The 24,882-nt window shown below is 33.5% G+C and carries 26 protein-coding genes and 1 tRNA gene; 11 read left to right on the top strand and 16 right to left on the bottom strand.

The features are described 5' to 3' along the window. Together GV828_RS07965 and GV828_RS07960 are read right to left on the bottom strand one after the other, a co-directional pair. The gene (locus GV828_RS07965; protein ID WP_166536958.1) at window positions 1–651 is read right to left on the bottom strand and encodes a TatD family hydrolase; all 651 of its coding nucleotides are present in this window, start codon (window positions 649–651) and stop codon (window positions 1–3) included. A gap of 3 nt (window positions 652–654) precedes the next feature. After that, window positions 655–1,251 (bottom strand): DUF1684 domain-containing protein, encoded by a 597-nt coding sequence (locus GV828_RS07960; RefSeq protein ID WP_208103158.1) that lies wholly within the window; start codon window positions 1,249–1,251, stop codon window positions 655–657. 176 nt (window positions 1,252–1,427) lie between these two features. On the opposite strand from GV828_RS07960, the gene GV828_RS07955 reads away from it, so the two are divergent. The 3 genes from GV828_RS07955 to GV828_RS07945 all read left to right on the top strand — a co-directional run bounded on the left by GV828_RS07955 (window position 1,428) and on the right by GV828_RS07945 (window position 3,882). Then, on the top strand, window positions 1,428–1,787 hold the full coding sequence (locus tag GV828_RS07955; RefSeq protein ID WP_166536956.1) for a BlaI/MecI/CopY family transcriptional regulator: 360 nt from the start codon (window positions 1,428–1,430) through the stop codon (window positions 1,785–1,787). Window positions 1,788–1,789: 2 nt separating this feature from the next. After that, entirely contained in the window at window positions 1,790–3,676 is a 1,887-nt protein-coding gene (locus GV828_RS07950) for a M56 family metallopeptidase (RefSeq protein ID WP_166536955.1), read from the top strand. Window positions 3,677–3,741: 65 nt separating this feature from the next. Further along, complete coding sequence (locus GV828_RS07945; protein ID WP_166536954.1) at window positions 3,742–3,882, top strand: SsrA-binding protein; 141 nt, start codon at window positions 3,742–3,744, stop codon at window positions 3,880–3,882. On the opposite strand, the gene GV828_RS07940 is transcribed toward GV828_RS07945, so the two are convergent. Beyond that, window positions 3,879–4,391: an adenine phosphoribosyltransferase gene (locus tag GV828_RS07940; protein ID WP_166536953.1), complete on the bottom strand. Its 513-nt coding sequence runs from the start codon at window positions 4,389–4,391 to the stop codon at window positions 3,879–3,881. The genes GV828_RS07945 and GV828_RS07940 overlap by 4 nt on opposite strands. A 94-nt stretch (window positions 4,392–4,485) precedes the next feature. Between GV828_RS07940 and GV828_RS07935 the strand changes: the two genes are divergently transcribed. Then, window positions 4,486–4,559: transfer RNA gene (locus tag GV828_RS07935), tRNA-Arg, on the top strand. Between the two features lie 246 nt (window positions 4,560–4,805). Here GV828_RS07935 and GV828_RS07930 read toward each other — a convergent pair. From GV828_RS07930 to glyA, 5 genes are all read right to left on the bottom strand, one after another. Then, window positions 4,806–5,507 carry a DUF6090 family protein gene (locus tag GV828_RS07930; RefSeq protein ID WP_166536952.1) on the bottom strand — a complete coding sequence of 234 codons (702 nt, stop codon included), beginning with the start codon at window positions 5,505–5,507 and terminating at the stop codon, window positions 4,806–4,808. Between the two features lie 257 nt (window positions 5,508–5,764). Further along, window positions 5,765–6,352 carry a tRNA-(ms[2]io[6]A)-hydroxylase gene (gene miaE / locus GV828_RS07925; RefSeq protein WP_166536951.1) on the bottom strand — a complete coding sequence of 196 codons (588 nt, stop codon included), beginning with the start codon at window positions 6,350–6,352 and terminating at the stop codon, window positions 5,765–5,767. Between the two features lie 210 nt (window positions 6,353–6,562). Continuing rightward, entirely contained in the window at window positions 6,563–8,527 is a 1,965-nt protein-coding gene (locus GV828_RS07920) for a M56 family metallopeptidase (protein WP_166536950.1), read from the bottom strand. Window positions 8,528–8,548: 21 nt separating this feature from the next. Continuing rightward, window positions 8,549–8,950, bottom strand: coding sequence for a BlaI/MecI/CopY family transcriptional regulator (locus GV828_RS07915; RefSeq protein WP_208103157.1), 402 nt, complete (start codon window positions 8,948–8,950; stop codon window positions 8,549–8,551). Window positions 8,951–9,070: 120 nt separating this feature from the next. Then, window positions 9,071–10,345, bottom strand: coding sequence for a serine hydroxymethyltransferase (gene glyA, locus GV828_RS07910; protein ID WP_166536949.1), 1,275 nt, complete (start codon window positions 10,343–10,345; stop codon window positions 9,071–9,073). 109 nt (window positions 10,346–10,454) lie between these two features. Here glyA and fahA point away from each other — a divergent pair, with 109 nt between their 5' ends. After that, window positions 10,455–11,738, top strand: coding sequence for a fumarylacetoacetase (fahA, locus tag GV828_RS07905; protein ID WP_166536948.1), 1,284 nt, complete (start codon window positions 10,455–10,457; stop codon window positions 11,736–11,738). 289 nt (window positions 11,739–12,027) lie between these two features. Here the strand turns inward: fahA and GV828_RS07900 are convergent, their stop codons facing one another. Then, window positions 12,028–13,194 (bottom strand): proline dehydrogenase family protein, encoded by a 1,167-nt coding sequence (locus tag GV828_RS07900; RefSeq protein WP_166536947.1) that lies wholly within the window; start codon window positions 13,192–13,194, stop codon window positions 12,028–12,030. A gap of 150 nt (window positions 13,195–13,344) precedes the next feature. Between GV828_RS07900 and aroB the strand changes: the two genes are divergently transcribed. The 5 genes from aroB to GV828_RS07875 all read left to right on the top strand — a co-directional run bounded on the left by aroB (window position 13,345) and on the right by GV828_RS07875 (window position 17,565). After that, window positions 13,345–14,412, top strand: coding sequence for a 3-dehydroquinate synthase (gene aroB, locus GV828_RS07895; protein WP_166536946.1), 1,068 nt, complete (start codon window positions 13,345–13,347; stop codon window positions 14,410–14,412). A gap of 24 nt (window positions 14,413–14,436) precedes the next feature. Further along, entirely contained in the window at window positions 14,437–14,649 is a 213-nt protein-coding gene (locus tag GV828_RS07890) for a hypothetical protein (protein WP_166536945.1), read from the top strand. 57 nt (window positions 14,650–14,706) lie between these two features. After that, the gene (locus GV828_RS07885) at window positions 14,707–16,110 is read left to right on the top strand and encodes an arginine decarboxylase (protein WP_166536944.1); all 1,404 of its coding nucleotides are present in this window, start codon (window positions 14,707–14,709) and stop codon (window positions 16,108–16,110) included. 81 nt (window positions 16,111–16,191) lie between these two features. After that, a complete protein-coding gene (locus GV828_RS07880) occupies window positions 16,192–17,163 on the top strand; it encodes a deoxyhypusine synthase family protein (RefSeq protein ID WP_166536943.1) in 972 nt (323 codons plus the stop codon). Window positions 17,164–17,172: 9 nt separating this feature from the next. Continuing rightward, window positions 17,173–17,565: a DNA primase gene (locus tag GV828_RS07875; protein WP_166536942.1), complete on the top strand. Its 393-nt coding sequence runs from the start codon at window positions 17,173–17,175 to the stop codon at window positions 17,563–17,565. A gap of 358 nt (window positions 17,566–17,923) precedes the next feature. On the opposite strand, the gene GV828_RS07870 is transcribed toward GV828_RS07875, so the two are convergent. From GV828_RS07870 to pyrR, 6 genes are all read right to left on the bottom strand, one after another. Then, the gene (locus tag GV828_RS07870; protein ID WP_235935434.1) at window positions 17,924–18,421 is read right to left on the bottom strand and encodes a CAP domain-containing protein; all 498 of its coding nucleotides are present in this window, start codon (window positions 18,419–18,421) and stop codon (window positions 17,924–17,926) included. A 205-nt stretch (window positions 18,422–18,626) separates the two neighbouring features. After that, the gene (gene pdxH, locus GV828_RS07865) at window positions 18,627–19,268 is read right to left on the bottom strand and encodes a pyridoxamine 5'-phosphate oxidase (protein WP_166536940.1); all 642 of its coding nucleotides are present in this window, start codon (window positions 19,266–19,268) and stop codon (window positions 18,627–18,629) included. Window positions 19,269–19,357: 89 nt separating this feature from the next. After that, on the bottom strand, window positions 19,358–20,263 hold the full coding sequence (locus tag GV828_RS07860; RefSeq protein ID WP_166536939.1) for a ribonuclease Z: 906 nt from the start codon (window positions 20,261–20,263) through the stop codon (window positions 19,358–19,360). A gap of 264 nt (window positions 20,264–20,527) precedes the next feature. Further along, window positions 20,528–20,860, bottom strand: coding sequence for a ribonuclease Z (locus GV828_RS07855; RefSeq protein WP_166536938.1), 333 nt, complete (start codon window positions 20,858–20,860; stop codon window positions 20,528–20,530). 11 nt (window positions 20,861–20,871) lie between these two features. Beyond that, window positions 20,872–21,798 carry an aspartate carbamoyltransferase catalytic subunit gene (locus GV828_RS07850; protein WP_166536937.1) on the bottom strand — a complete coding sequence of 309 codons (927 nt, stop codon included), beginning with the start codon at window positions 21,796–21,798 and terminating at the stop codon, window positions 20,872–20,874. Between the two features lie 88 nt (window positions 21,799–21,886). Further along, entirely contained in the window at window positions 21,887–22,426 is a 540-nt protein-coding gene (gene pyrR / locus GV828_RS07845) for a bifunctional pyr operon transcriptional regulator/uracil phosphoribosyltransferase PyrR (protein ID WP_166536936.1), read from the bottom strand. 164 nt (window positions 22,427–22,590) lie between these two features. On the opposite strand from pyrR, the gene GV828_RS07840 reads away from it, so the two are divergent. After that, complete coding sequence (locus GV828_RS07840) at window positions 22,591–22,770, top strand: hypothetical protein (RefSeq protein WP_166536895.1); 180 nt, start codon at window positions 22,591–22,593, stop codon at window positions 22,768–22,770. A gap of 321 nt (window positions 22,771–23,091) precedes the next feature. On the opposite strand, the gene GV828_RS07835 is transcribed toward GV828_RS07840, so the two are convergent. Continuing rightward, window positions 23,092–24,708 (bottom strand): ABC-F family ATP-binding cassette domain-containing protein, encoded by a 1,617-nt coding sequence (locus tag GV828_RS07835; RefSeq protein ID WP_166536935.1) that lies wholly within the window; start codon window positions 24,706–24,708, stop codon window positions 23,092–23,094. Window positions 24,709–24,882: the final 174 nt, after the last annotated feature.

Genomic DNA, 24,882 nt, shown 5'->3' with positions numbered 1-24,882 from the left:
TTATAAATTTAATTTAAAAACCTGATTACAGGTATTTTGTATGTTTTTAATTAAAGTTTTTGTTTCAATTTTTTTGTACTCCGAAGCTTTCTCATAAATGGATTCGATTAGATTTTCATCCATGTCGGTTTCAAGAAAAAATCGATCCTCAGGGACGGCTAAAAAAGTCTCTTCTAAATTTTCGTTTTTGATCAAATGTTTTCCAAAAGACAAATAAAATCCGTGTGAAACCATGTCGTCTGCCAATTGTTTTTTCTTCAAAAATCCGTGCAAAATCATCGGAACCGAGATGTTGAGTTTTGATTTTATCGCCACCATTTCCTGATAAGCTGAGACGCAATGCAAAATTACAGGTTTCTGGTATTTTTCTGCCAAAAGCAATTGCTTTTCAAAAATTTCAATTTGTTTTTCGAAATCTGTTTCAATTTTTTTATCCAAACCACATTCGCCAACCGCCAAACAATTTTCTTTTTGTATCAATTTTTCTAAAGCTCGAAAATCGTTTTCTAATCTGTCAAAATCAATAAACCACGGATGAATTCCTACCGAAAAATAGTTACTTTCACCTTTAAAATCGTGTGGATATTCGTTGACTAACTCCAAACAATCGGGCGTTTTTCGATAATGATGTGTATGACAATTAAAGTACAAATTTTATTTTTTAAACTTTTTTACGCCCGCATTAATTTCCACAGGAACATCATTTTGCGCTGGTGGAATCGGGCAAGAATATGTGTGATTATATGCACAATATGGATTGTAAGCTTTGTTAAAATCGATTACAATTACTTCATTTTCAGGAATTTCTAAATCTAAATATCTTCCGCCACCATAACTCTCAACACCGGAAGTTAAATCAGTAAACGGTAAGAACAATGCTTTTGGATTAATTTTTTTGTAGTCTAAACTTTGAAAAACATCAAGTTTAACTTTTTTACCATCTAATTCAAAATGTGCTTCTCCATATTTGACATAAATCGGTTTACGTGTTGTTGTGGTAGGCATTTCAAATGGCTTTTCGTTTGGTGTTCGCACGAATTTTGCCATTACAAAATATTTTTCGTTTGCTGCAAAAAAATTTAACCCTTTGAATTTTTTCAAATCTTTTTTGAGCAACGGACTTTTTTCTGGGTCTTTATATTCGGAATTTAAATGTTGTTGGTAAGCCAACACAGAATCTTTAACGAAAACATTTTGGCTAAAAACTGTAGAAAAAATTAATAAAAATAAAATTGTGGTAAAAAATTTCATGAGCATTATTTGTAGCAAAAATACATAATTAGGCCTAATTCCCACAGGATTCTATCTGTAAATTTGCCTTAAAACGAATAAAACAGTTATACAACTAAAAAAATAGTTTGTAAACTAAAAAAATAGTTGTACGTTTGTCATGTTGATTTTTAAGTTGTTACAAATAAAAAAGATATATGCAGAAACTGACAAATAAAGAGGAAGAAGTCATGCAGATTTTATGGACGTTGGAAAAAGCGTTTGTGAAAGAAATTTTGGCGGAAATTAAAAATGATCCACCACATTACAACACGCTTTCAACAATCGTGCGGATTTTAGAGGAAAAAAAATTTGTGGATCACGTGGCTTATGGCAATTCACATCAATATTTTCCAATTGTTTCGAAAGAAGCATACCGTGAAAAATTTATGAGCAACGCTATTGATAATTATTTTGGAAGCTCGTACAAAAACATGGTTTCATTTTTTGCACAAGAAGAAAAAATTTCGGCAAAAGAACTTCGAGAGATACTTGAAATGATAGAAAAAAACCAATAGTTATGGAAAATTTCGTTATCTATTTAGGAAAAGTTTCGTTGATTTTAGCCATTTTTTGCCTTACTTATCAAATTTTGCTTCGCAAAGAAACTTTTTTTAATGCCAACAGATGGTTTTTAATTTTAGGAATTTTCACCTCACTCCTGTTGCCATTTTTAATTTTTACAAAAATAATTTGGGTAAAATCCGTTACTCAGGAAGTTTTTCCTACGGCAGTAACCTATTCTGATATTGAATCCCTTAAAAACATTGAAACAAATTTTGAAATCAATTGGTTTTATGTTTTTGGAGGAATTTATTTTGCTGGCGTATTCTTTTTCGCAGCACGTTTTGCCAAAGATTTTTGGTCATTACTTAAAATTTTGAAGCATCAAAAACCAGAACATAAAAATTATCTTAAATATGTTGATTCTGAAAAAGTGAAAGCGCCATTTTCGTTTTTCGGCTACATTATTTACAATTCTACACAATTTAAGGAGGAAGAATTGCAGAATATTTTGGCACACGAAAAGGTTCACAGCCTGCAGTTTCATTCTGTTGATATGTTGTTGAGCCAAATTTATTGTATTATTTTTTGGTTCAATCCTTTTGCTTGGCTTTATCAAAAAGCGATTGCTCAAAACCTTGAATTTATCGCAGATCATCAAGCCTTGAAAAAAATTTCAAATAAAATTCAATACCAAAAAACACTTTTAAAAGTAAGTACATCAAACGAATGTATCCCGATTTCCAATCATTTTTATCAATCATTAATCAAAAAACGAATTGTTATGTTAAACAAAAACCAGTCGAAAAAAACCAGCGTTTGGCGTTATGCCACAATTTTACCAATGCTTGCGATGTTTGTGCTGCAATTTCAAGTAGAAACCATCGCTCAAACTAAGGAAACTCAGCCGAAATATCAGGTTACGGCAACTTATACCGATGATGATAGCAAAAAAGTGGATGGCTTTATGATTTTGCCTTCTATAACTGATGAAACTTTGAATGATTATGTCGAAAAATTTTCGGATGATCACGATATATCACTCAAAGTGGAGGTTTTGAAACGAAATGCTTCCGGTGAAATTTTGGAACTCAACATTGATTTTGATAATAAAAAAGGAAATAAAATCAACCAAAAAATTAAAAAATCGAACAAACCGATTAGCAGTATTTTAGTTACCTCTAATAAATTATCTAACGGAAATACAACAATTATCATTAATGATTTGGGCGAAAAAGATGCTGCAATTGGTAGAGAAGCGACTGCGAAAGAAGTTGATGCCATTGCAATTGCGGAAGGAAATACTGCGGGTGCGACTGCTTCAGCAACCGCTGATGAATATTCTTCTTCGTTTATGACAACTACTCCAGACGAGAGTTTTAATCGGATGGTTGAAGGCGCTGAAGTGGATTACAACAAAGCTTTTATTTTGATAAACGGAAAAGAAGCTACAGTTATGGAGTTTGAAAAACTTCGTCCGTCTAAATTAAGCACATTATCATTAATGAATGCTAATGAAGTTTTGGTAAAAAAATATGGAGAGAAAGCCAAAAATGGTGTAATTATAATAGAAACTACTGATTTCACAACAATTCCTGCAGCAACTGGAACTAACGGAAAGGAATTTAAATTACCGGCAGAAAGCGGTTTTTTAATCCATAAAAAAAGTGAAAAAGACGATTTTGACTTTTACAAGGAAACTTTGGCAAAAAGTAATATCGATTTTAAATATTCAGCAGTTGACCGAAATTCAAAAGGTGAAATTACGGGAATCAAAATCAAATTAACACGAAAAAATGGCGGTAAAAATGAAGTTGTAAGTTGGAACACAAATGCTGATGAACCCATCAATGATATCTTTATAGGCGAAAGAAATGGTAAGCTTGTTATTCAAAAACAGTAATTTTCCTTAACATTATGTAAAAGGCTATCGGTATAGATAGCCTTTTTTGTACCTTTAAAATAAAAATGTTTAAAATTTTAGCAAAAATAAATAGTTGGCTTTTACCCAATTACACCAAACAACAACTGGATTTAACCAAAGCGACTAAAATTCAAAAAGCCATTATTGCTTGGAAATATTGGGTGACTTCAAGAGCCTTAGATTAATATTTTATTACTGAAAATACTTTGTATGGTTGCAATTTTTCTATACCACTTAAAAAAGTAAGCTCCATCAAAAAATTGCATTGTACAATTTCGCCACCTAAATTTTCTACTAATTCACACATGCCTTTTGCCGTTCCGCCAGTTGCCAGAACGTCATCGTGAATCAGTACTTTCTCCCCTTTTTTTATTGCATCTTTATGAATTTCTAAAGTATCAGTTCCATATTCTAAATCGTAGGAAGCAGCAATGGTTTCAAACGGTAATTTTTTAGGTTTCCTCACCGGAACAAAACCTGCGTTTAGTTTTTGTGCCAACAAAGTAGCAAAGAAAAAACCGCGGCTTTCAGCACCAATCACTTTATCTATTTTTACATTTTGTAGTTGTGAAAGTAATTGCTCCACGCAAAAACGAGTCGCTTGGGGATTGGCAAGCAAAGGCGTGATGTCTTTAAAAATAATTCCTGGTTTCGGAAAATCCTGAATATCACGGATATAGTTCTGTAAGTCCATTTTAATTGAAATTTATTGAGGAAATGATTTGCAAGTTACACAAATTTACCTATATTTGCACCCGCAAAGAAGCTCAGAAATGAGTGACGCAAACGGCCTCGTGGCGCAACTGAATAGCGCATCTGATTACGGCTCAGAAGGTTACAGGTTTGAATCCTGTCGAGGTCACTAAAAAAAAATCGCAATAATTTGATAATCAAATTATTGCGATTTTTTTTGTAGTTTTATTATTTAAATCTTTTTCCCCCTATTTTTCAAATTGTGTTACTAATCCACTCAAATTAATTAGGGAATTCAGTCAGTCTTTATGTTTCGACATTTAAGTACATGCAGGGAATTTTTAACTCGATTTTGTTGTAGTAAAATGTAAGAAATAAAAATCTAATTTGACATCTTTTACATCAGTATGATATATTATTTATTTTCTTGCTCAATCTCATCAATTAATCCTTGTGCCTTTTGTAATGTATATGAATAAACATCAATGAGACCAAGGGTTTGTTCAGTTTGCAATCTTAGTTGTTGTTTAAACTGTGGTAAAACTATTATTTGATCAATTGTTTTATCGGCATTATCGGTTAAAATATTCAACACTTTGTCAAATGTTTTTATGTTGTATTTTTCATTCTCTAAAAGCCCGAGCGATTGTTCCTGATAGTACTTTAAAATTTTGGTTTTTAGCGTTTTATTTTCAATGTAACCAATCTTACCACTCGATTTAAATCCTTCATAATTTCCATTACTAATTTTCGTTGTAGAAATTGAGGAGTTAAAGGCAATAGTTCCTTGTACAGCAATTAAGCTATCTATTTGCTTTTGCGTTAAATCTAAAGCAAATTGGTATTCTTTTAAATTTGATTCTAACTCTTTTTTTGATTTTGAAATATTACTTATGTCGTTTTTTAGGTCATCTTTTAAATCCATCAAAAATTCCTTCACTTCTTTTTGTTGATGATTATGCTCACTCCAGCTATGTAACCAAATAGAAAGTGATACGGCAAAACCTATGATAAGAATTTCTATAAATATTTCTTTTATTTTTTCTCCTAAAGTATGTTTAGTATTTTTCATTTCACTTTTTATTCTTCTTGTATGTTTTAATATTTCGTCATGCATTTTTTACTATTGTGATATGATTACTATTTTATTTCCAAAATTTGGCGCATAATAAAATTCTTACAGTAGGTTAAAAGTTAACACAAAAGTTATTGCAAATCATTGAAAGTCATAAAAATTTATATCAAAAATATATTGATATTAAAATCTTCAATACTAACATTACGATATAAAATATATTATGGTGTAATCAATATTATTTGTTAAAAATATTTTGACAAATTTAATATTTTTAAATGAGATAAATTAGAATAAAATTACCCGTGAATCGTTTCTTTTTTCCCGTATTTGGCAATTACCAAAGCTTCAAATTCGAGCCATTCTTTCCAGCGTTGGTCTACGTCAATTCCTTCGCCGTATTTTCGGGCGTAGGTTAAAAAAGTCACGTAATGTCCGGCTTCGCTTTCCATTAATTCCCAATAAAATTTCGATAATTCTTCGTCTTGAATATTTTCTGACAAAACTTTAAAACGTTCGCAACTTCTGGCTTCAATCATCGCCGAAAAAAGCAAACGTTCCACCAAACCAGAAATTCTGCTTCCGGTAATGCTGCGTTTCATGTATTGCGCCAACTCATTTACGTAATCGTCTTTGCGTTCGCGACCTAACTTTAAACCGCGTTGTTTGATAATTTCGTGAACCATTTCAAAATGTTCCACTTCTTCCTTGGCAATTTTCAGTAAATCCGTCACCAAATCTGTATGTTCAGAATTCATGACGATAAGCGAAATAGCGTTTGAAGCCGCTTTTTGTTCGCACCAAGCGTGATCTGTAAGAATTTCCTCAATATTTTTTTCTACGATATTAACCCATCTTGGATCTGTTGGCAATTTTAAGCGAAGCATTGACATGATTGTAATTTTTTAGACTGCAAATTTAAGGAAATGATTTAAGATTGTAGATTTCGGTTTCTAGTTTAATGAAAATCATAAATCATCAAACAAAAAAAAAGTCCGACTTTCGTCGAACTCTTTTCTACTAACTGCAACAAATTTGCGTAGTTATCAATGTGATAACGTTTTTTGATTGATTTGCCTTCCGGCTGATGATTGAAACTAATCTTTTTTGCTTACTTCGTAATTATAGTAAGTTGCGGTAATATTTTTTGGTAAAAACTTGGCGAATTCTTTGCGTTGTGCTTCCGACATTTTTTTGTCATTTACATAAAAAACCTTGTCCGAAATTTTGAATGATAGATTATTTGGTGAAGAAATGATTTTGTCGTCTATTAATTTTTTGATGATTTGATCATTTGTTTTTTGGGCATTTTCCCCTGCAATTCTACCTCTTTCCGCTTCTCTTCTAATTTTTTCTGCGGCATTTCTGTTTTTCTCAGCAATCACGCGTGCATTTTCATGAGCTGATCTTTTTACCTGCGAAATCATTCTGGCATTTTCCGCTCTCATTTTGGCTAATTCGCTGCGCATTTTTGCCGCTTCGCGAAATTGCATCGCTTTTGCTCTTTCCCAATTAACCTTACCTTCTGAAGAACTTTTCAAACTTTTTCGGGCTTCTCGTAAAGATTTTACCGTTTCTTCTTTTTGAACTTGTGTCAATTCGGTTGATTCTAAAATAGATTGTTCGGCATCGCGAAGCGCTTTTTCGGCAATCTTTATTTCGTCAATGCCACTGATGGTAAATTTGCCGGCAACTTCCGCCATTTTCTCGGCTTCGGCAGCCATTTTTTCGATTTGTTTTTCAAAGTTCTCATCAAATTTGACTAATTCACCTTCTAAATCGCCTTCTAAGTCTCCCTCCATTTCGCCTGCAATCCTCTCGTCCTCTTCAGCAAGTGTTTCGTCTTCCGCCGCAATTCTTTCATATTCCGCTTCAAGTTCATCGTTTTCAGCCGTCATTCGATCGTGTTCGGCTTCTTCCATGGCTTCCAATTCTCTTTCGCTTCGGAAATCCGATGCTTCGATACTATTATCTTCGCCTAAATCTTCAAAGGTTTTTGTTTTATTTTGTAATCCAATTTCTGTTTTTTGGTCTTGCGCTTTGGCACTCGAACAAGCAACAGTCACGATAGCAATCATGATAATACAGATTGACAAAAATGTTTTTTCGATGTTAGACAACGATTTGTTATGGTTGTAAACAATTCGTTTGGCACGTTCCAAAAGGCTATTTTTTCTACCTCCGAAACCAACTGCTAATTTATTTTCTTTCATATTATATTCTTGAAATGAAACTAATGCGTTAATAAATTTTGATTTACTTTTTGTGATTCCAACCGCAATGTCATCGCAACAATTTTCTCTTTCTTCTTTAATGATGGACGATACCCAAAGTACGCCTGGATTAAAGAAAAATAAAATTTCTGCAAAATTTTGAAGTAAATTGATGCCATAATCTTTGCGACGGATGTGGGCCAATTCATGCAATAAAATGGACTCTACTTGATCTTGCGGCAAGTGTGAAATCAAACCTACGGGAATGAGAATCATGGGTTTGAAAAATCCCGTCACGCTTGGTACTTTCACCAATTGAGATTCTAACAAAATGATTTTTTTCTTAATTTGAAGCATTTGAGCGAGTTCTTCCACGCGATTAATCCAAAATTCCGAAGGTGTTTGTGTACGGTAATTTCTGATGCGGTAAATGTGGTTGAGATTTCTAAAAATCCCGACACATTTTAGGCAAAAGATAAAAAACCATAACAGCACAATCTCTTGAGAATGTTGGTTTAAAAACCCGACAATTTTTTGAAACGAACTTTCTACAACCGTTTTTTCAATTAAAATATCTTCTTGAAAATGAGCAATTTGATTATTAAATTCTAAAGTTTCGGTTGAAGCATTTGCTCGAAAACCATCAAATGCTAAATAAAAGGTAAACCCAATGGTGGCGATAAAAACCAAAAAAAGTCCGGCTAAAATGTTGTAACGCACATGAGCGGTAGATTTTTTGGTAAACAGAATAATCAATCCCGCCAAAATGGCCAAAACAATTCCTTGCCAAAGCGAATGAACTAAAGTCCACGATATCGCTTTTAATAAATTTTCGTTTGTAAACCACATAATTTCCTCGTGTTTAGGTTTTTATTTTTCGTCAAGTTTTTCCAATAGATTTCTAATCTCGTTAATTTCTTCTTGCGATGCTTTTTTGTTTCCGAGCAATTGCATCATTAATTTTGTACTCGAACCGTTAAACATCGTGTCCACAAATTTGTCAAGTAGAAATCCTTTCGCTTTTTTTTCTTCTACCGCAGGACTATAAATATGTTTCATGCTGGTTTTATCACAATGAAGCATTCCTTTTTCGGTCATTATCTGCATTAATTTTAAAGTAGAAGAATATTGAACGGCTCTTTTTTGCTCATTCAGTTGGTCGTTTACAAATCGAACTGTAGAAGGTCCGGACTTCCAAAGTACTTGTAAAATTTCCAATTCTGATTTTGTAGGTTCTAATTGCATGAATTTATTTTTTTTGTTCTTGAACATTTCAAAGGTAGGAAATTTTTCGTACGATTTATTTTTTACCCAATTTTTTTTTGAAGAAATTTTATTAAAAACAAAAAACCCCAGCAATCGCCAGGGTTTAGAGTAGAATTTATTTTTTAATTAGAAAACAAAAATGGGTCTTTCGCTCATCATTTCATTAACTTCGTCAGCAATTTGTTCTAATAATTCTTCATTTTGATGGTCAGAAAGTACTCTGTCGATAAAATCTACGATGATTTCCATATCGGCTTCAACCAAACCACGAGTGGTAATTGCGGCTGTTCCTACTCTAATTCCTGAGGTTACAAAAGGTGATTTGTCATCAAATGGAACCATATTTTTATTGACTGTAATTTCTGCTTTTACCAATGCATTTTCGGCTTCTTTCCCAGAAATATTTTTATTTCGAAGATCAATCAGCATCATGTGGTTATCAGTTCCACCAGAAATAATTTTGTAATTTCTTTTTACGAAAGCTGCAGCCATAGCTTTGGCATTTTTTTGCAACTGTCTGGCGTAAATAAAAAATTCGTCAGACAAAGCTTCACCAAAAGCTACTGCTTTTGCTGCAATAATATGTTCCAAAGGACCTCCTTGATTGCCTGGAAAAACAGAACCGTCTAAAACAGCCGACATCATTTTTACTTCTCCTTTTGGTGTTTTTAAACCCCAAGGATTTTCGAAATCTTTGCCCATTAAAATCATTCCACCTCTCGGACCACGCAACGTTTTGTGAGTTGTAGTTGTAATAATATGACAATGCGGAACAGGATCGTTCATCAATCCTTTGGCAATTAAACCAGCGGGATGCGAAATATCTGCCATTAAAATTGCGCCAACGCTATCGGCAATTTTGCGGAAACGCTCAAAATCCATATCCCGAGAGTAAGCCGAAGCACCTGCTATGATTAATTTTGGTTGTTCTTTTGTAGCAATTTCCTGAATTTTATCGTAATTAATTACGCCTGTTTCTTCGTCAACGCCGTAGAAAACGGGTTGGTACAATTTTCCTGAAAAATTTACTGGAGAACCATGTGTTAAATGTCCGCCATGAGAAAGATCAAAGCCTAAAATTTTATCACCTGGTTTCAAGCAAGCTGCAAAAACTGCTGTATTAGCCTGAGAACCAGAATGTGGCTGAACGTTTGCATATTCGGCACCAAATAAAGCTTTGGCTCTATCAATGGCAATTTGTTCTATCACATCTACCACTTCGCAACCTCCATAATATCTTTTTCCCGGATAACCCTCAGCGTATTTATTGGTAAGGATCGATCCAGCGGCTTCTAAAACTTGTTCGCTCACAAAATTTTCTGAAGCGATTAATTCTAATCCATGAATTTGTCTATCTTGTTCTTCTAATATTAAGTCGAAAATTTGTTCGTCGCGTTGCATTTGATAATTTTTTGTTAATTTGGATACAAAAATACAAAATAGGTTTGTTAAAAACGCATATAACAATATATTTGAAAAGCAATTTATAAACATACAAACTAACAAACAAATGCCAATAACAGCGAACGATCCAAAAAGGAAATCCTGGCTTGAAGTACCACAAGACAGCGACTTCCCTATTCAAAATATTCCTTTTGGAGTGTTTCTTACAAAAGATGATGTAATTACCATAGGAACAAGAATTGGGAATTATGCCATTGACCTTGGTGCTTTACAACAACTCAACTATTTTGACGGAATTGAGTTAACTGACGACATGTTTATGCAGGACACGCTGAACGATTTTATTTCTGACGGAAAGAAAACCTGGCGATTGGTGAGAAACCGAATTGCTGATATTTTTGACGAAAATAACCCGAAACTCAGAGATCACGAAAAACACCGCGAAACAATTATTTTTAAAATTGAAGAAGTAGAAATGCAACTTCCGGTTTTAATTGGCGATTATACTGATTTTTATTCTAGTAGAGAACATGCCACAAATGTTGGCAAAATGTTCCGTGATCCGGAAAATGCTTTGTTGCCAAACTGGTTGCACATTCCTGTTGGCTATCACGGGAGAAGTTCTACAATCGTTCCTTCGGGAATACCTGTTCATCGACCAATGGGACAAACCTTGCCAAATGGTGAAACAACGCCCGTATTTGGACCTTCTCGCCTAGTCGATTTTGAATTAGAAACTGCTTTTATTACAACAGATGCCAATATTATGGGCGAAAATATTCCGGTTTATGAAGCCGAAGATTATATTTTTGGAATGGTGTTATTGAATGATTGGAGTGCACGTGATATTCAAAAATGGGAATATGTGCCTCTTGGACCATTCTTGGCAAAAAGTTTTGCGTCAAGTATTTCTCCTTGGATTGTGACCATGGATGCTTTAGAACCTTTCCGTACAAAAGGTCCGGTACAAGATCCAATGCCGTTACCCTATTTACAAGAAAAAGGCAAAAAAAGTTTTGACATAAAATTAGAAGTTTCTATAAAACCCGAAAATGCTGAAGCCACGGTTGTTTCTAAATCTAATTTTAAGTATATGTATTGGAGCATGAGTCAGCAATTAGCCCATCACGCTTCGAACGGTTGCCGCATCAATTCTGGTGATATGATGGGATCTGGAACAATTTCTGGTCCCACTCAAGATAGTTTTGGATCTATGTTAGAGTTAACTTGGGGTGGAAAAAATCCATTGAAAATGAGTGACGGAACCGAACGAAAATTTATCAATGACGGTGATACTGTGACTATTAAAGGATATTGCGAGAGTGAGAATGTAAGAATTGGTTTTGGAGAAGTATCAAGCAAACTTTTACCTCCGTATTCTCGTAAATAATTTAATAGCTATTTTGCTTATAAAAATTCTTACTAATAAAAATATTTAGAAAATTTTAGGTATAGCTTTGTTGTTTATTACTGGAAACCTTACTATTTTTGAGCCGTTTTACGGAATACCACATTTTTGTAAAAAATTACAAAATTTACCGATAACCCTAAGTACGTTTGGTTTCATGTTGTATTTTTAATTGGTTTTTATTTTAAGGCATACAAATACCTGTACTATGTCTTAAAATTTTTTCAAACGTACTAAAAAAAATCCCGAATCGTAGGTTCGGGATTTTTGATTATTTTTTTCTTCGTTTTCTTTCGGTTTTAATCAAGTTTAACTCTCTATTGGTTTGACCTGCAACAGATGTATTCTCTTCCGCTCTGCGAATTAAGTAAGGCATTACATCTCTCACAGGACCAAAAGGCAAGTATTTCGCTACGTTGTAACCATTTTCTGCAAGATTATAACTAATATTGTCACTCATGCCGTATAGTTGGCCAAACCAAATTCGGTTATCATTAGAAGCAAGATTTTTCTCCTGCATTAATTGCATAATCTTGTAAGAACTTTCTTCGTTATGCGTTCCTGCAAAAATTGACATGGTATCCAAATGATCCAGCATATAAGCCACGGTAGTATCAAAATTTTTATCAGTAGCTTCTTTTGATTCGCAAATTGGTGATTTATAATTTTTTTCTACTGCACGATTATTTTCTTTTTCCATGTAAGCACCACGAACTAGTTTCATACCAATCGAAAAACCTTCGGATTTAGCGATTTCATGGATTTTTTTCAAATAATCAAAGCGATCCCAGCGATACAATTGTAAAGTGTTGAAAACAATGGTTTTGTCTTTATTATAACGACGCATCATTTCTAAAACTAAATCATCAGCGGCATCTTGCATCCAACTTTCTTCGCCGTCAATTAAAAGCGCTACGTCTTTTTGATGCGCTGTTTTACAAACAATGTCAAAACGTTCTACAACTCTAGCCCATTCTTTTTGCTCTTCGGAAGTTAATTTTTTTCCTTCACCTATTTTTTCGTATAAAGCGAATCGTCCAAGACCTGTAGGTTTAAACACAGCAAAAGGAATTGCTAATCTTTCTTTGGCAAACTCAACGGTTTTTAAGGTCATTTCGAGTGCCAAGTCAAATTGTTCTTCTTCTTCTTTTCCTTCTACCGAATAATCTAGAACAGAACAAACATTTTTGGTAAACATTTTATCGACCACAGATAAGCAATCTTCCTCGGTAACGCCACCACAAAAATGGTCGAAAACAGTGGCACGAATTAATCCTTCCACCGGTAAATGCGCTTTTAACGCAAAATTTGTAACCGCTGTTCCTATTTTTACTAATGGTTCTGAAGCAATCATTTTAAATAAAAAATAAGCCCTATCTAATTCTGTATCACTTTTTAGGGCAAAAGCTACTTGGGTATTGTTAAAAATTTTCTCCATCGATTGCGTTAATAATTTTGCAAATATAAAAGTTGCACGCCTATTTTTTATTAAAATTTGACTTAATTTGTCCTTCAAAATTTTGAATTGTTCAAAGCTTAATTTTCTAATTTCATTTGATACAAAAACATTTTTTTAAACAATAGATAGATGAAGCCAATAGAAGCTCCGGGATATAGCATTAATTTTAACGAATTTGGATATGAAAAACTTTCCAATCATATTCAGGAAAGTAATTATTCCGGAATTTTTATCATTACTGATAGCAATTGTAACGAAAACTGTTTAGGTTATTTTTTACAAAATTTGGCAACAGAAATTACTATTGAAATTATTGAAATTGAGCCTGGCGAAGAAAATAAATCAATTGAAACGTGTATTCAAGTTTGGAATGTTTTAACCGACTTAGGAGCAGACAGAAAAAGTTTGATTATCAATTTAGGTGGTGGCGTGATAACAGATTTAGGCGGATTTGTGGCTTCTACTTATAAAAGAGGGATTGCTTATATAAATGTTCCTACTACACTTTTGGCAATGGTTGATGCTTCGGTAGGCGGAAAAAACGGTGTAGATTTAGGTGTTTTAAAGAATCAGATTGGGGTGATTTCAAATCCAAAAATGGTGTTGATTGATACCTATTATTTGCAAACTTTGCAAGAAAATCAGATGCGTTCCGGATTGGCAGAAATGTTAAAACATGGATTGATTTTTGATAAAAATTACTGGGATATTTTTCAAGATCTAACTAACTTAAATACAAACGATTTAGAAGCTTTAATTTACCAATCTGTTGAAATAAAAAATAAAATTGTTTCTCAGGATTTTACCGAAAACGGTATTAGAAAAGCCCTTAACTTTGGACATACTTTAGGCCATGCTATTGAAAGTTATTTTTTGGAAAATGAAACTAAAAATAACCTTCTACATGGGGAAGCTATTGCGGCTGGAATGGTTATGGAAGCCTTTCTGTCGAAACAAAAAAATTTAATTTCTGCGGAAGAATATTATGAAATTAAAACTACTATTTTGTCGATATTCAACACTATTCCACTTGAGGAAAATGACTTGAATGCTGTGATTGATTTATTGGTTCATGATAAAAAAAATGAGTTTGGAGTGGTAAAATTTGCCCTTTTGAATGGAATTGGGAATACGATGTTAGACCAAACCGCAAAAAATGACCAAATTAGGGAGGCATTTCTAGATTATAAAAGTTAAAAGTTTTTTAAACTTAAGGGTTGCATGAAACTTATATATTTTTTTACATTTGCGCCAATGAAAACTCAACCACAATTTACTTTTTCTCCAAATCAAAAAGCTATGCATTACAAGGCTAATGGGCTTTTACGTAAAATATTTGAAGCGGTAAAAAACTTATTGGCGTTCGACACTTTTCAATACACCAATACTTATCAAGAAAAACTTTTGATAGTTTATGCAAATATTCGGGTTTAAATATAAGCGCTTCTTTATATTTTTTCTTATATTTAATTTTAAAAACCTGACATTTAAATGAATACAAAATATTTTGACCTAATTAACCAAACCTATTATTTTCCACAAGACGAGTTTAAACTTAACAAAGACAATCTTTTGTTTCACAACATTGACTTGATGAAACTCGTGGAAGAATACGGAACACCGCTTAAATTTACTTACCTGCCACAAATATCTAATAATATCAACCGTGCAAAAGGCTGGTTTAGAAAGGCAATGGAAAAAAATAAATACGAGGGCAAATATTATTATTGTTACTGTACCAAAAGTTCGCATTTTGAATTTGTGATGAATGAAGCTTTTAAAAACAATATTCATATTGAAACTTCTTCTGCTTTTGACATTAATATTGTAGAAAAATTAATGGCTGAAGGCAAAATCAATAAAAACACCTATGTAATTTGTAATGGTTTCAAGCGCGATCAATATATTGACAACATTGCAAGATTGATTAACAATGGTCATGCTAAAACAATTCCGGTAATTGACAATTATGAAGAATTAGATTTATTGCAGTCACAAATCAAAGGAAAATTCAAAATCGGAATTAGGATTGCGGCTGAAGAAGAGCCTAAGTTTGAGTTTTACACCTCAAGATTAGGAATTGGTTATAAAAATATTGTTCCGTTTTACCGTAAACAAATTCAGGAAAACAAAGATGTGGAACTCAAAATGCTGCACTTTTTCATCAATACCGGAATTAGAGATACAGCATATTATTGGAATGAATTAGCAAAATGTTTAAAAGTGTACATTGCGCTAAAAAAAGAATGTCCTACCTTAGATGGATTAAATATTGGTGGTGGATTTCCCATCAAAAATTCTTTAGCCTTTGAGTATGATTACCAATACATGATTGACGAAATTGTAAACCAAATTAAAACTTCTTGCGAAGAAGCTGAAGTAGATGTTCCAAATATTTTTACAGAATTTGGATCCTTTACCGTAGGTGAAAGTGGTGGTGCGATTTACGAAGTATTGTACCAAAAACAACAAAATGACCGAGAAAAGTGGAACATGATTGATTCCTCTTTTATCACCACACTTCCAGATACTTGGGCAATCAACAAACGATTTGTAATGCTTGCCGTCAATAGATGGAATGATACATACGAAAGAGTTTTACTTGGTGGAATGACTTGTGATAGTGATGATTACTACAATTCTGAACAAAACATGAATGCCATTTATTTGCCAAAATACAACAAGGAAAAACCGTTATACATAGGTTTTTTTAACACAGGAGCTTACCAAGAAACAATTGGCGGTTACGGTGGTTTACATCACTGTTTGATTCCACAACCTAAACACATTTTAATCGATAGAGATGAAAATGGAATTTTAGGAACCGAAGTATTTTCGGAACAACAAAGCTCAGAAGATGTATTAAAAATTTTAGGGTACGATACTAACAAATAATTTTTCTTTGTAAACTTTGCAAAAAAATCAAACAATAAATAATCAAGAGATATTTAATTTCTTAAAAATAAAACAAACGAAATGAGTAAAGGACCAATCAGCCAGTTTATTGAAAAATATTATCTGCATTTTAATTCTGCCACTATTGTAGATGCTGCAAAAGCCTATGAACAGCAATTGGAAAATGGAGCAAAAATGATGGTAACTTTGGCTGGTGCAATGAGTACTGCCGAACTTGGGAAAATTTTTGCAGAAATGATTCGTCAAGATAAAGTGCAAATTATTTCTTGCACAGGAGCCAATTTAGAAGAAGATATTATGAACCTTGTAGCACATTCACATTACGAAAGAGTTCCTAATTATCGTGATTTAACTCCACAACAAGAATGGGATTTGCTCGAAAGAGGATTAAACCGTGTGACAGATACTTGTATCCCAGAACACGAAGCATTTAGACGTTTGCAAAAACACATTCATAAAATTTGGAAAGATGCTGAAGAAGCCGGAGAAAGATACTTTCCACATGAATTTATGTACAAAATGTTACTTTCAGGCGTATTAGAAGAATATTATGAAATTGATTTAAAAGACAGTTGGATGTATGCCGCTGCCGAAAAAAACTTGCCAATTGTAGTGCCGGGATGGGAAGACAGTACAATGGGAAATATTTTTGCATCTTATGTAATTAAAGGCGAATTGAAAGCCTCTACCATGAAATCCGGAATTGAATACATGACATTCTTAGCAGATTGGTACACCAAGAATAGCGACAAAGGAGTTGGATTTTTCCAAATTGGTGGAGGGATTGCCGGAGATTTCCCAATTTGTGTAGTACCAATGCTTTATCAAGATATGGAAATGCACGACGTTCCATTTTGGAGTTATTTCTGCCAAATTTCTGATTCTACCACTAGCTACGGGTCTTATTCTGGAGCCGTGCCGAATGAAAAAATTACTTGGGGAAAACTTGACATTAATACACCTAAATTTGTAATTGAATCTGATGCCACAATTGTTGCTCCCCTTATTTTTGCTTACCTACTAGACTTATAATAAAATTTTATGAAAAGAATTATTGTTGATTATTCTAAATTAACCACAGAAATCCTCACATTGTTGGTTGACAAATTTCCGGACGGATATGACGATTCGGATATCATCCGCTTCAAAAATGCCAAAGACGAAATGATTGAAGCAGTTGAAGTAAGAACTGAAGACACTATTTATTTAGTAAAAGTGAGCACCAAACTCGCCAGCAAAATCGAAAATTTTGACGAAGATGACCTCGATGATGTTGCAGTGCCAATTGATGCCATCAAGGATATTGACAAAGACATGGATATTGATGACGATGATGATGATGATGATGTGGAAGATAAAATAGAGCTTGATGACGAAGACGATGACAAAGACTTGAACGACATCATTGATGAAGAAGATGATGATGAAGATTAAAAGAAACCGGTTCACCGGTTTTTTTTTTACAAAAGATTAAAAGCTGCTTTTGAGAAAAAGCAGCTTTTTTTTGTTGTTCATTCCGGCTACAACGTATTTAAATATAAGTCAAATACATTCCCCATATAGACGGTAACAATAATTTGAGATGTTACTAATTCACCAGAAAATTCCCTTCGATTAAATTTTTTAACCGTTGAAATTTAAACCCCATCTAATATTAAAATTCAAAAATAATCAGTTGAATTTACATCTCTCCTTATTTGCATTAAAAACAACAATGTATTGTTTTTCTTTCACAAAAAAAAGACTACAATCGAATGACTCGATGCAGCCTTTTTCTCCCGATTATTTAAATTTACTTTTTAATGAACATATTTGTATAATATTTTCTTCCAGTTTCAGGATTAATTGATACTGCAATTCCAAAATGTGAAAAATCTCCTTCAATATTTGCTTTATGACCAGGACTTGCAAGCCAAGCATTTAAAACCGCACCGGTAGAATTAAAATTATATGCCACATTTTCACTCACTCTGTAAGCTCCTAAAACTTGAATTAAGTTTTGAGATCTTTCCTCAAAATTATCGTGACTTACCACGTTATTTGCAATCATAAATTCATTATGTTCTTCTGATTTATAAGAAATATGAGCTATTGGCAATAATTCAGGTAAGTTTTTAGATTTCCGATAATCGTTAATATTACTCATCAGTCGTAATTCAAACTCATCATAATCGAATTCGGTAACCAGCGTAACTTCTTCTGCAGTTAATACTGATGTTTCACTATCAGAATCAGAAGAACAAGAGAACATTACGAACACTAATGCCACTGGCAATAATGCTCTAAGCATTTTTGCTTTCATAGTAAAGTAGGTTAAGTTAATAATTTTGATCCTCGAAAGCCTTTGGGAAAACTTTCTCGGGGTGGTTGTGAAAAAAAAGAAATTGGGGCTTCACTTATTTCACAGGACAATATTACAACACAAATCGATAAAGAGCAAAAAAAATCGATGAAATACACTATTTCATCGACTTTGTAGGAAATTTAAATCAGGATTATGGCGAAAGACGGGCTATAATCCAATCATTTTTGTCTTTACGAAAACGTATTCTGTCATGTAACCGGTTACTTCTTCCTTGCCAAAACTCAATTTCTACAGGTTCCACAATATATCCTCCCCAATGTTCTGGACGAATAATTTTTTCGTCTTTAAATACATTTTCTAGATACATTGCTTTTTCTTCTATAAAATTCCGGCTGGGAATAATTTCACTCTGTTTTGACACAACCGCTCCTATTTGGCTTCCTTTAGGTCTTGATTGAAAATATTGATCCGATACATCTGCTGAAACTTTTTTAGCTTCCCCTTTAATAATGACTTGCCTTTCGGCAAAAGCCCAAAAAAAAGATAAACATACGCGAGGATCATTAGCGATAGCCAAGCCTTTTTCCGATAAATAGTTAGTATAAAAAACAAAACCTTCCTGAGAAAATTGCTTCAATAGTACAATTCTCGACTTGGGAAAACCGTCTAAACCGTTGGTGGAAATTGTCATAGCATTTACTTCTTCCGAGGTTGCCAATTGTTCAGCCTCATGAAACCATTTCGTAAAAAGCTGAAAAGGATTTTGCGGAATGGTATCTTCTACAAGTTGGCTTTTTTCGTACGATTTTCTATAATTGCTTAAATCTTTCATATATTCCTATCAAAAAAAAATTAAATTTGAATGTAAAGTTACAAAGATTTAAAAGGCGTCGAAATGATTTTCATCAGAAAAGAAAATGATTAAAAGTCAAAACTTTTTCCGTCATCTCCCAAAAAAACATTTGGGAAAATTTGAGTGGCTTCCTCTTTAAACTTTTCGATTGAGGCATAACGAGTAGAATAATGACCTAATATGAGGTTTTTGGCATTGGCGAGTTTTGCAATTGTTGCAGCTTGTTTCGCCGTAGAATGCATGGTTTTTTCAGCCAAAGCAATTTCTGACTCTAAAAAAGTAGATTCGTGGTATAAGACGTCAACATCCTTAATTTTCTCCGAAAGTGTTTCGTCATAAATGGTATCCGAACAAAAGGCATAACTTTTGGCAGGTTCAGGATCAAAAGTCAATTGGGCATTGTCTATAATTGTACCATCATCTAAGGTGATATTGCCACCGTATTTAATTTTTCGATAATAAATAGGATCAATTTCATATTTTTCAACGGCTTCAATGTTCAACTTTCTTTCCTTATTTTTTTCCTGAAAAAGATATCCATTAGTATAAATCCTGTGTTTCAGCGGAACGGTGGTGACTTTTACGGCATCGTCTTCAAAAATAATTTCGGGTTGTTTTGAGATGATTTCGTGAAAATAAAGTCCATATGAAGTATAACTTTCCGAGAGCTTGAGTTGCAACAAAATAATTTCTTTCACTCCTTTCGGACCGTAAATATGCAAAGCATTCACACGATTGAGCAACATATAAGTCGAAACCAATCCAATCAATCCATATAAATGATCGCCATGCAAATGCGAGATAAAAATGTGGTTAATTTTAGAAAATTTTATTTTATGCTTGCGCAATTGCACCTGAGTTCCTTCGCCGCAATCAATTAAAAACATGCGGTTTCGTATCTCTAAAACCTGAGAAGTTGGATTGGTAATAGTTCGTGGTGTCGCGGCATAACAGCCTAAAATAGTAACTTTCAAGAGGATTTTCGAATTAAGATTTTAGTTTTAGGATTGAAAGATTAAAAAATTAAAAGATTAAAGTATTTGCCACAGATTAAAGAATTATTTTAATTTTTTCTGATACTGATATTGTTAATGAAATTTTTAACCGAAATCCAGAAGCGTCGGGACGCAAAGTTTCTCGCGAAGTCACAACGCTAGTTTGGAATTTAAAACAATTGGAATTTCTAATAACTTTGAAATTTCTAATAACTTTGAAATTTCTCCATTGGAATTTACCGTTTAGAATCCCAAATCTCTCTCAATCTCCTCCATTTCAATTAAATCGTGGGCTTCTAAAATTGTAGGAACTACCATAATTTCATCAGGAACCTCATTGAAATCAATATTTGGCACAACTACTACAAATGATTTTTTTCTTTTGCGATGATTATCAGAAATTGGAATCAATGCCATGATATCGTCCATTTCTACTTGATTTGCAGGTGTAAGATTTATAATAAGGTTGTGCTCTAAAAAATCATTATGACTACTCATTAAAGTATCTGTAAAACCTTGATTATCATTTACTTGATAACTTAAAATAACCGTATGTCCTTTTTTTTCGATATCCATATAAATTTTGTTTAAGAAATTTTTGAAGCTAATAAATAAATTACTGCCATTCTCACGGCAACTCCGTTTTCTACTTGTTCCAAAATTACGGATTGCTGAGAATCTGCCACATCCGAAGATATTTCTACACCCCGATTTATTGGTCCAGGATGCATGATGACAATTTCTTTATTTAGCGAATCTAATAAATTTTTGTCAACGCCATATTGTTGTGTATATTCTCTAGTTGACGGAAAATAATTCACATCCATTCGCTCGTTTTGCACCCGAAGCATATTCGCCACATCACACCATTCTAAAGCCTTGCGAAGATTATTTTCTACAGTTACTCCAAGACTTTCGATGTATTTTGGCATTAATGTTTTTGGCCCACAAACTTTTACTTCAGCACCTTGCATTTGCAAAGCATAAATATTAGAAAGTGCCACTCTCGAATGTAGAATATCGCCCACAATGACCACTTTTTTTCCGGCAATTTCGCCTAATTTTTCCCTGATTGTAAACGAATCGAGCAACGCTTGCGTAGGATGTTCATGAGCTCCATCACCAGCATTGACGATACTTGCCTTCACATTTTTAGATAAAAAATAAGCGGCTCCAGGATTGGCATGTCGCATTACCACCATATCTACTTTCATTGACAAAATATTATTGACGGTATCAATTAAAGTTTCTCCTTTTTTTACCGACGATTGAGCTGCCGAAAAACTAATTACATCTGCCGAAAGCCTTTTTTGTGCCAGTTCAAATGACAATTTGGTTCGGGTACTGTTTTCAAAAAAAATGTTGGCAATGGTAATATCTCGAAGTGAAGGCACTTTTTTGATAGGACGGTTGATGACTTCTTTAAAATGATCTGCCGTTTCAAAAATCAGTTCAATATCGTTTTTGGTGATGTATTTTATTCCGAGTAAATGATTAACGCTAAGCTCTTTCATTGTGTTGTGTTTCGATTTTTTTTGTTTCGATGTATTTTTTAAATCCGATTTTCGAAACTTCGAAAAAATCGAATTTTTCCGAAATATTTTAGTTTGTAATTAAATAAACCGCATCTTCTCCTTCTTGTTCTTCCCAAAAAACCTTCACCTTTTCCTGGTTGATGGAATCTACCTGGCGACCTCGATAATCGGGTTGAATAGGTAAATGACGGCTAAATCTTCTATCAATTAAAACTAAAAGTTCTATTTCTGCGGGTCTTCCGAAGGATTGAATGGCAGTTAATGCCGATCGAATGCTTCTTCCGGTGTACAAAACATCATCAATAAATATGACTTTTTTATTTTCTACCAAAAAATTAATCTGGGTTTTGTTGGCCTCAAGCGGTTTTTCTTTTCTTCGAAAATCATCTCTATAAAAAGTGATGTCCAAATAGCCCAAAGCAATGTCTTTTACTTGGTATTCTTTTTCGAGAATATTGCGCAATCTTTCGGCGAGGAAAACGCCACGAGGTTGGATTCCTATTAAAATGGTATCAGAAAAATCAAGGTGTTTTTCCAGTAACTGGCATGCCAAACGATGCAGAATGATATTGACTTCGCGAGAAGTAAGCAATATTTTTTGACTCATTTTTGTTGTGTTGTTTGGAGTGTAAATTTAGTTAAAAATTTCGGTTGAAAAATATTGCTTTCAAATTACTTTGTTAAAATTATATAAGCAAAAAATTAAATGTTGTAATCATTTTCTTTTTAAAAAATGGAACTTTACATTATCAAACCAAACCAAAAATAACCATGAAAAATATCAATTTAAACAAAATGCAACGCATGTGCCTGATTCTGTTGGCAATGTTGTCACTTTCCAGCTGCGAAGTTGTAGAAGGTATTTTTAATTTCGGTGTGGGTGTTGGCGTATTCATTGTAATTGCCATCATCGCTTTAATTATATATATCATCAGCCGATTTAAAAAATAATTTATTCGAACCATAACCAACCACTTCATAACCAAAAAATCCCGCCAGAAATTTTCTAAGCGGGATTTTTTATTTTTTAAATTTACTTGTTATTGTTCTCAATTTTTACTGTACAAAAGTTGAAAAGACTTTTTAATAATGAAATTAATCGCCACCACAACAAAATAAAAATACAATAATTTTGGAAATTCAAATTTAATGATACCCATTAAATAAAATGCAGTAATGAAAAAAATTGGAGTAACAACACAGTAATCTAAGATACGTAATAGTCCTTTTTTCATCGCAATTTTTTCATCAAAATAGAATTTTAAATTATTTTTAAGAATACATCTTTTTTCTCAATTCCTGAATTTTTTCGTCATCAAGATATTCGTCAAACGTCATGTAACGGTCAATCACACCTTTTGGCGTTAACTCCACGACTCTGTTTCCTACAGTTTGTGCAAACTCGTGATCGTGAGTGGTAAAAATTACCGAACCTTTGAAGTTTTTCAACGAATTGTTAAACGCTGTAATCGACTCAAGATCCAAGTGATTTGTAGGTTCGTCTAACATCAATACGTTGGCTCTTTGCATCATCATTCGCGAAAGCATACATCTTACTTTTTCTCCTCCAGATAAAACTCTTGCGGTTTTTAAAGCTTCTTCTCCAGAAAAAATCATTTTTCCTAAAAATCCACGAATGTAAACTTCGTCGCGTTCTTCTTCGGTTTTTGCCCATTGACGTAACCAATCTACAAGCGTCAAATCGTTTTCAAAATATTCGTGATTTTCTGCTGGCAAATAAGCTTGAGTCGTTGTAATTCCCCATTCAAAAGTTCCTGAATCGGCATTTTCATTTCCGTTGATAATTTCGTAAAAAGCTGTTGTGGCACGAGAATCTTTTGAAAATAAAACAATTTTATCGCCTTTTGCCATGTTCAAGTCAACATCGGTAAACAGCGTTTCGCCATCTATTGAAGCACTTAAATTCACCACATTTAATATTTGGTCTCCAGCTTCTCTTTCTTGGTCAAAAATAATCGCAGGATATCTTCGGCTTGACGGTTTAATTTCGGCAATATTTAACTTGCTAATCATTTTTTTACGAGAAGTAGCTTGTTTAGATTTTGCCACGTTTGCACTAAATCGACGGATAAATTCTTCCAACTCCGCTTTTTTCTCTTCGGCTTTTTTGTTTTGCTGGGCACGTTGTTTTGCCGCTAATTGACTCGATTCGTACCAAAAAGTATAGTTCCCAGAATAATGATTAATTTTTCCAAAATCAATATCAGAAATATGTGTACAAACGGCATCTAAAAAGTGACGGTCGTGCGATACAACTATTACCGTATTTTCATAATTTGCCAAGAAATTTTCCAGCCAAGCGATGGTTTCAAAATCCAAATCGTTGGTTGGCTCATCCATGATCAAAACATCTGGATTTCCAAAAAGCGCTTGTGCCAAAAGCACACGAACTTTTAATTTTCCTTCTAAATCACCCATCAAAGTGTAATGATTGTCTTCATTAATCCCTAAATTCGACAACATTGCAGCCGCATCAGAGTCAGCATTCCAGCCGTTCATTTCTTCAAATTGAACTTGTAATTCCCCAATTCTATCTGCGTTTTCATCAGAATAATCAAGGTACAACTCGTCCATTTCTTTTTTTACCGCATACAAAACTTTGTTTCCCATCATCACCGTTTCTAAAACCGTGTGTTCGTCAAACATATTGTGATTTTGGTTCAAAACCGACATTCTTTTCCCGGGTTCAAGAAAAACATTTCCGCTTGTGGGGTCAATATCGCCAGAAAGTATTTTTAAAAAAGTAGATTTTCCAGCTCCATTGGCTCCAATCACACCATAAATATTTCCGTCAGAAAAAGTGGTATTCACTTCGTCGAACAAAATTCGCTTGCCAAATTGAACTGATAAATTATTTACTGTTAGCATTTTTTCAAATTTTTTTAGTGGTGCAAAATTACAAAAAACTAAAGGAAAATTAGCCCTCGCCGAAATTCTTTTTCGAAGTGGACGTTGAAAATTATTTGTGCCCTTTCTAAATAAAAGTTATTTAACGATGCCTTAACAGAAATTGTGATTTCACTTAAATATTTTTGTCCACTA

This window comes from Flavobacterium ichthyis (genome assembly GCF_009915155.1).
In the GTDB taxonomy this organism is placed as follows: Bacteria; Bacteroidota; Bacteroidia; order Flavobacteriales; family Flavobacteriaceae; genus Flavobacterium; species Flavobacterium ichthyis.
This window is presented reverse-complemented; position numbering and strand designations above follow the sequence as displayed.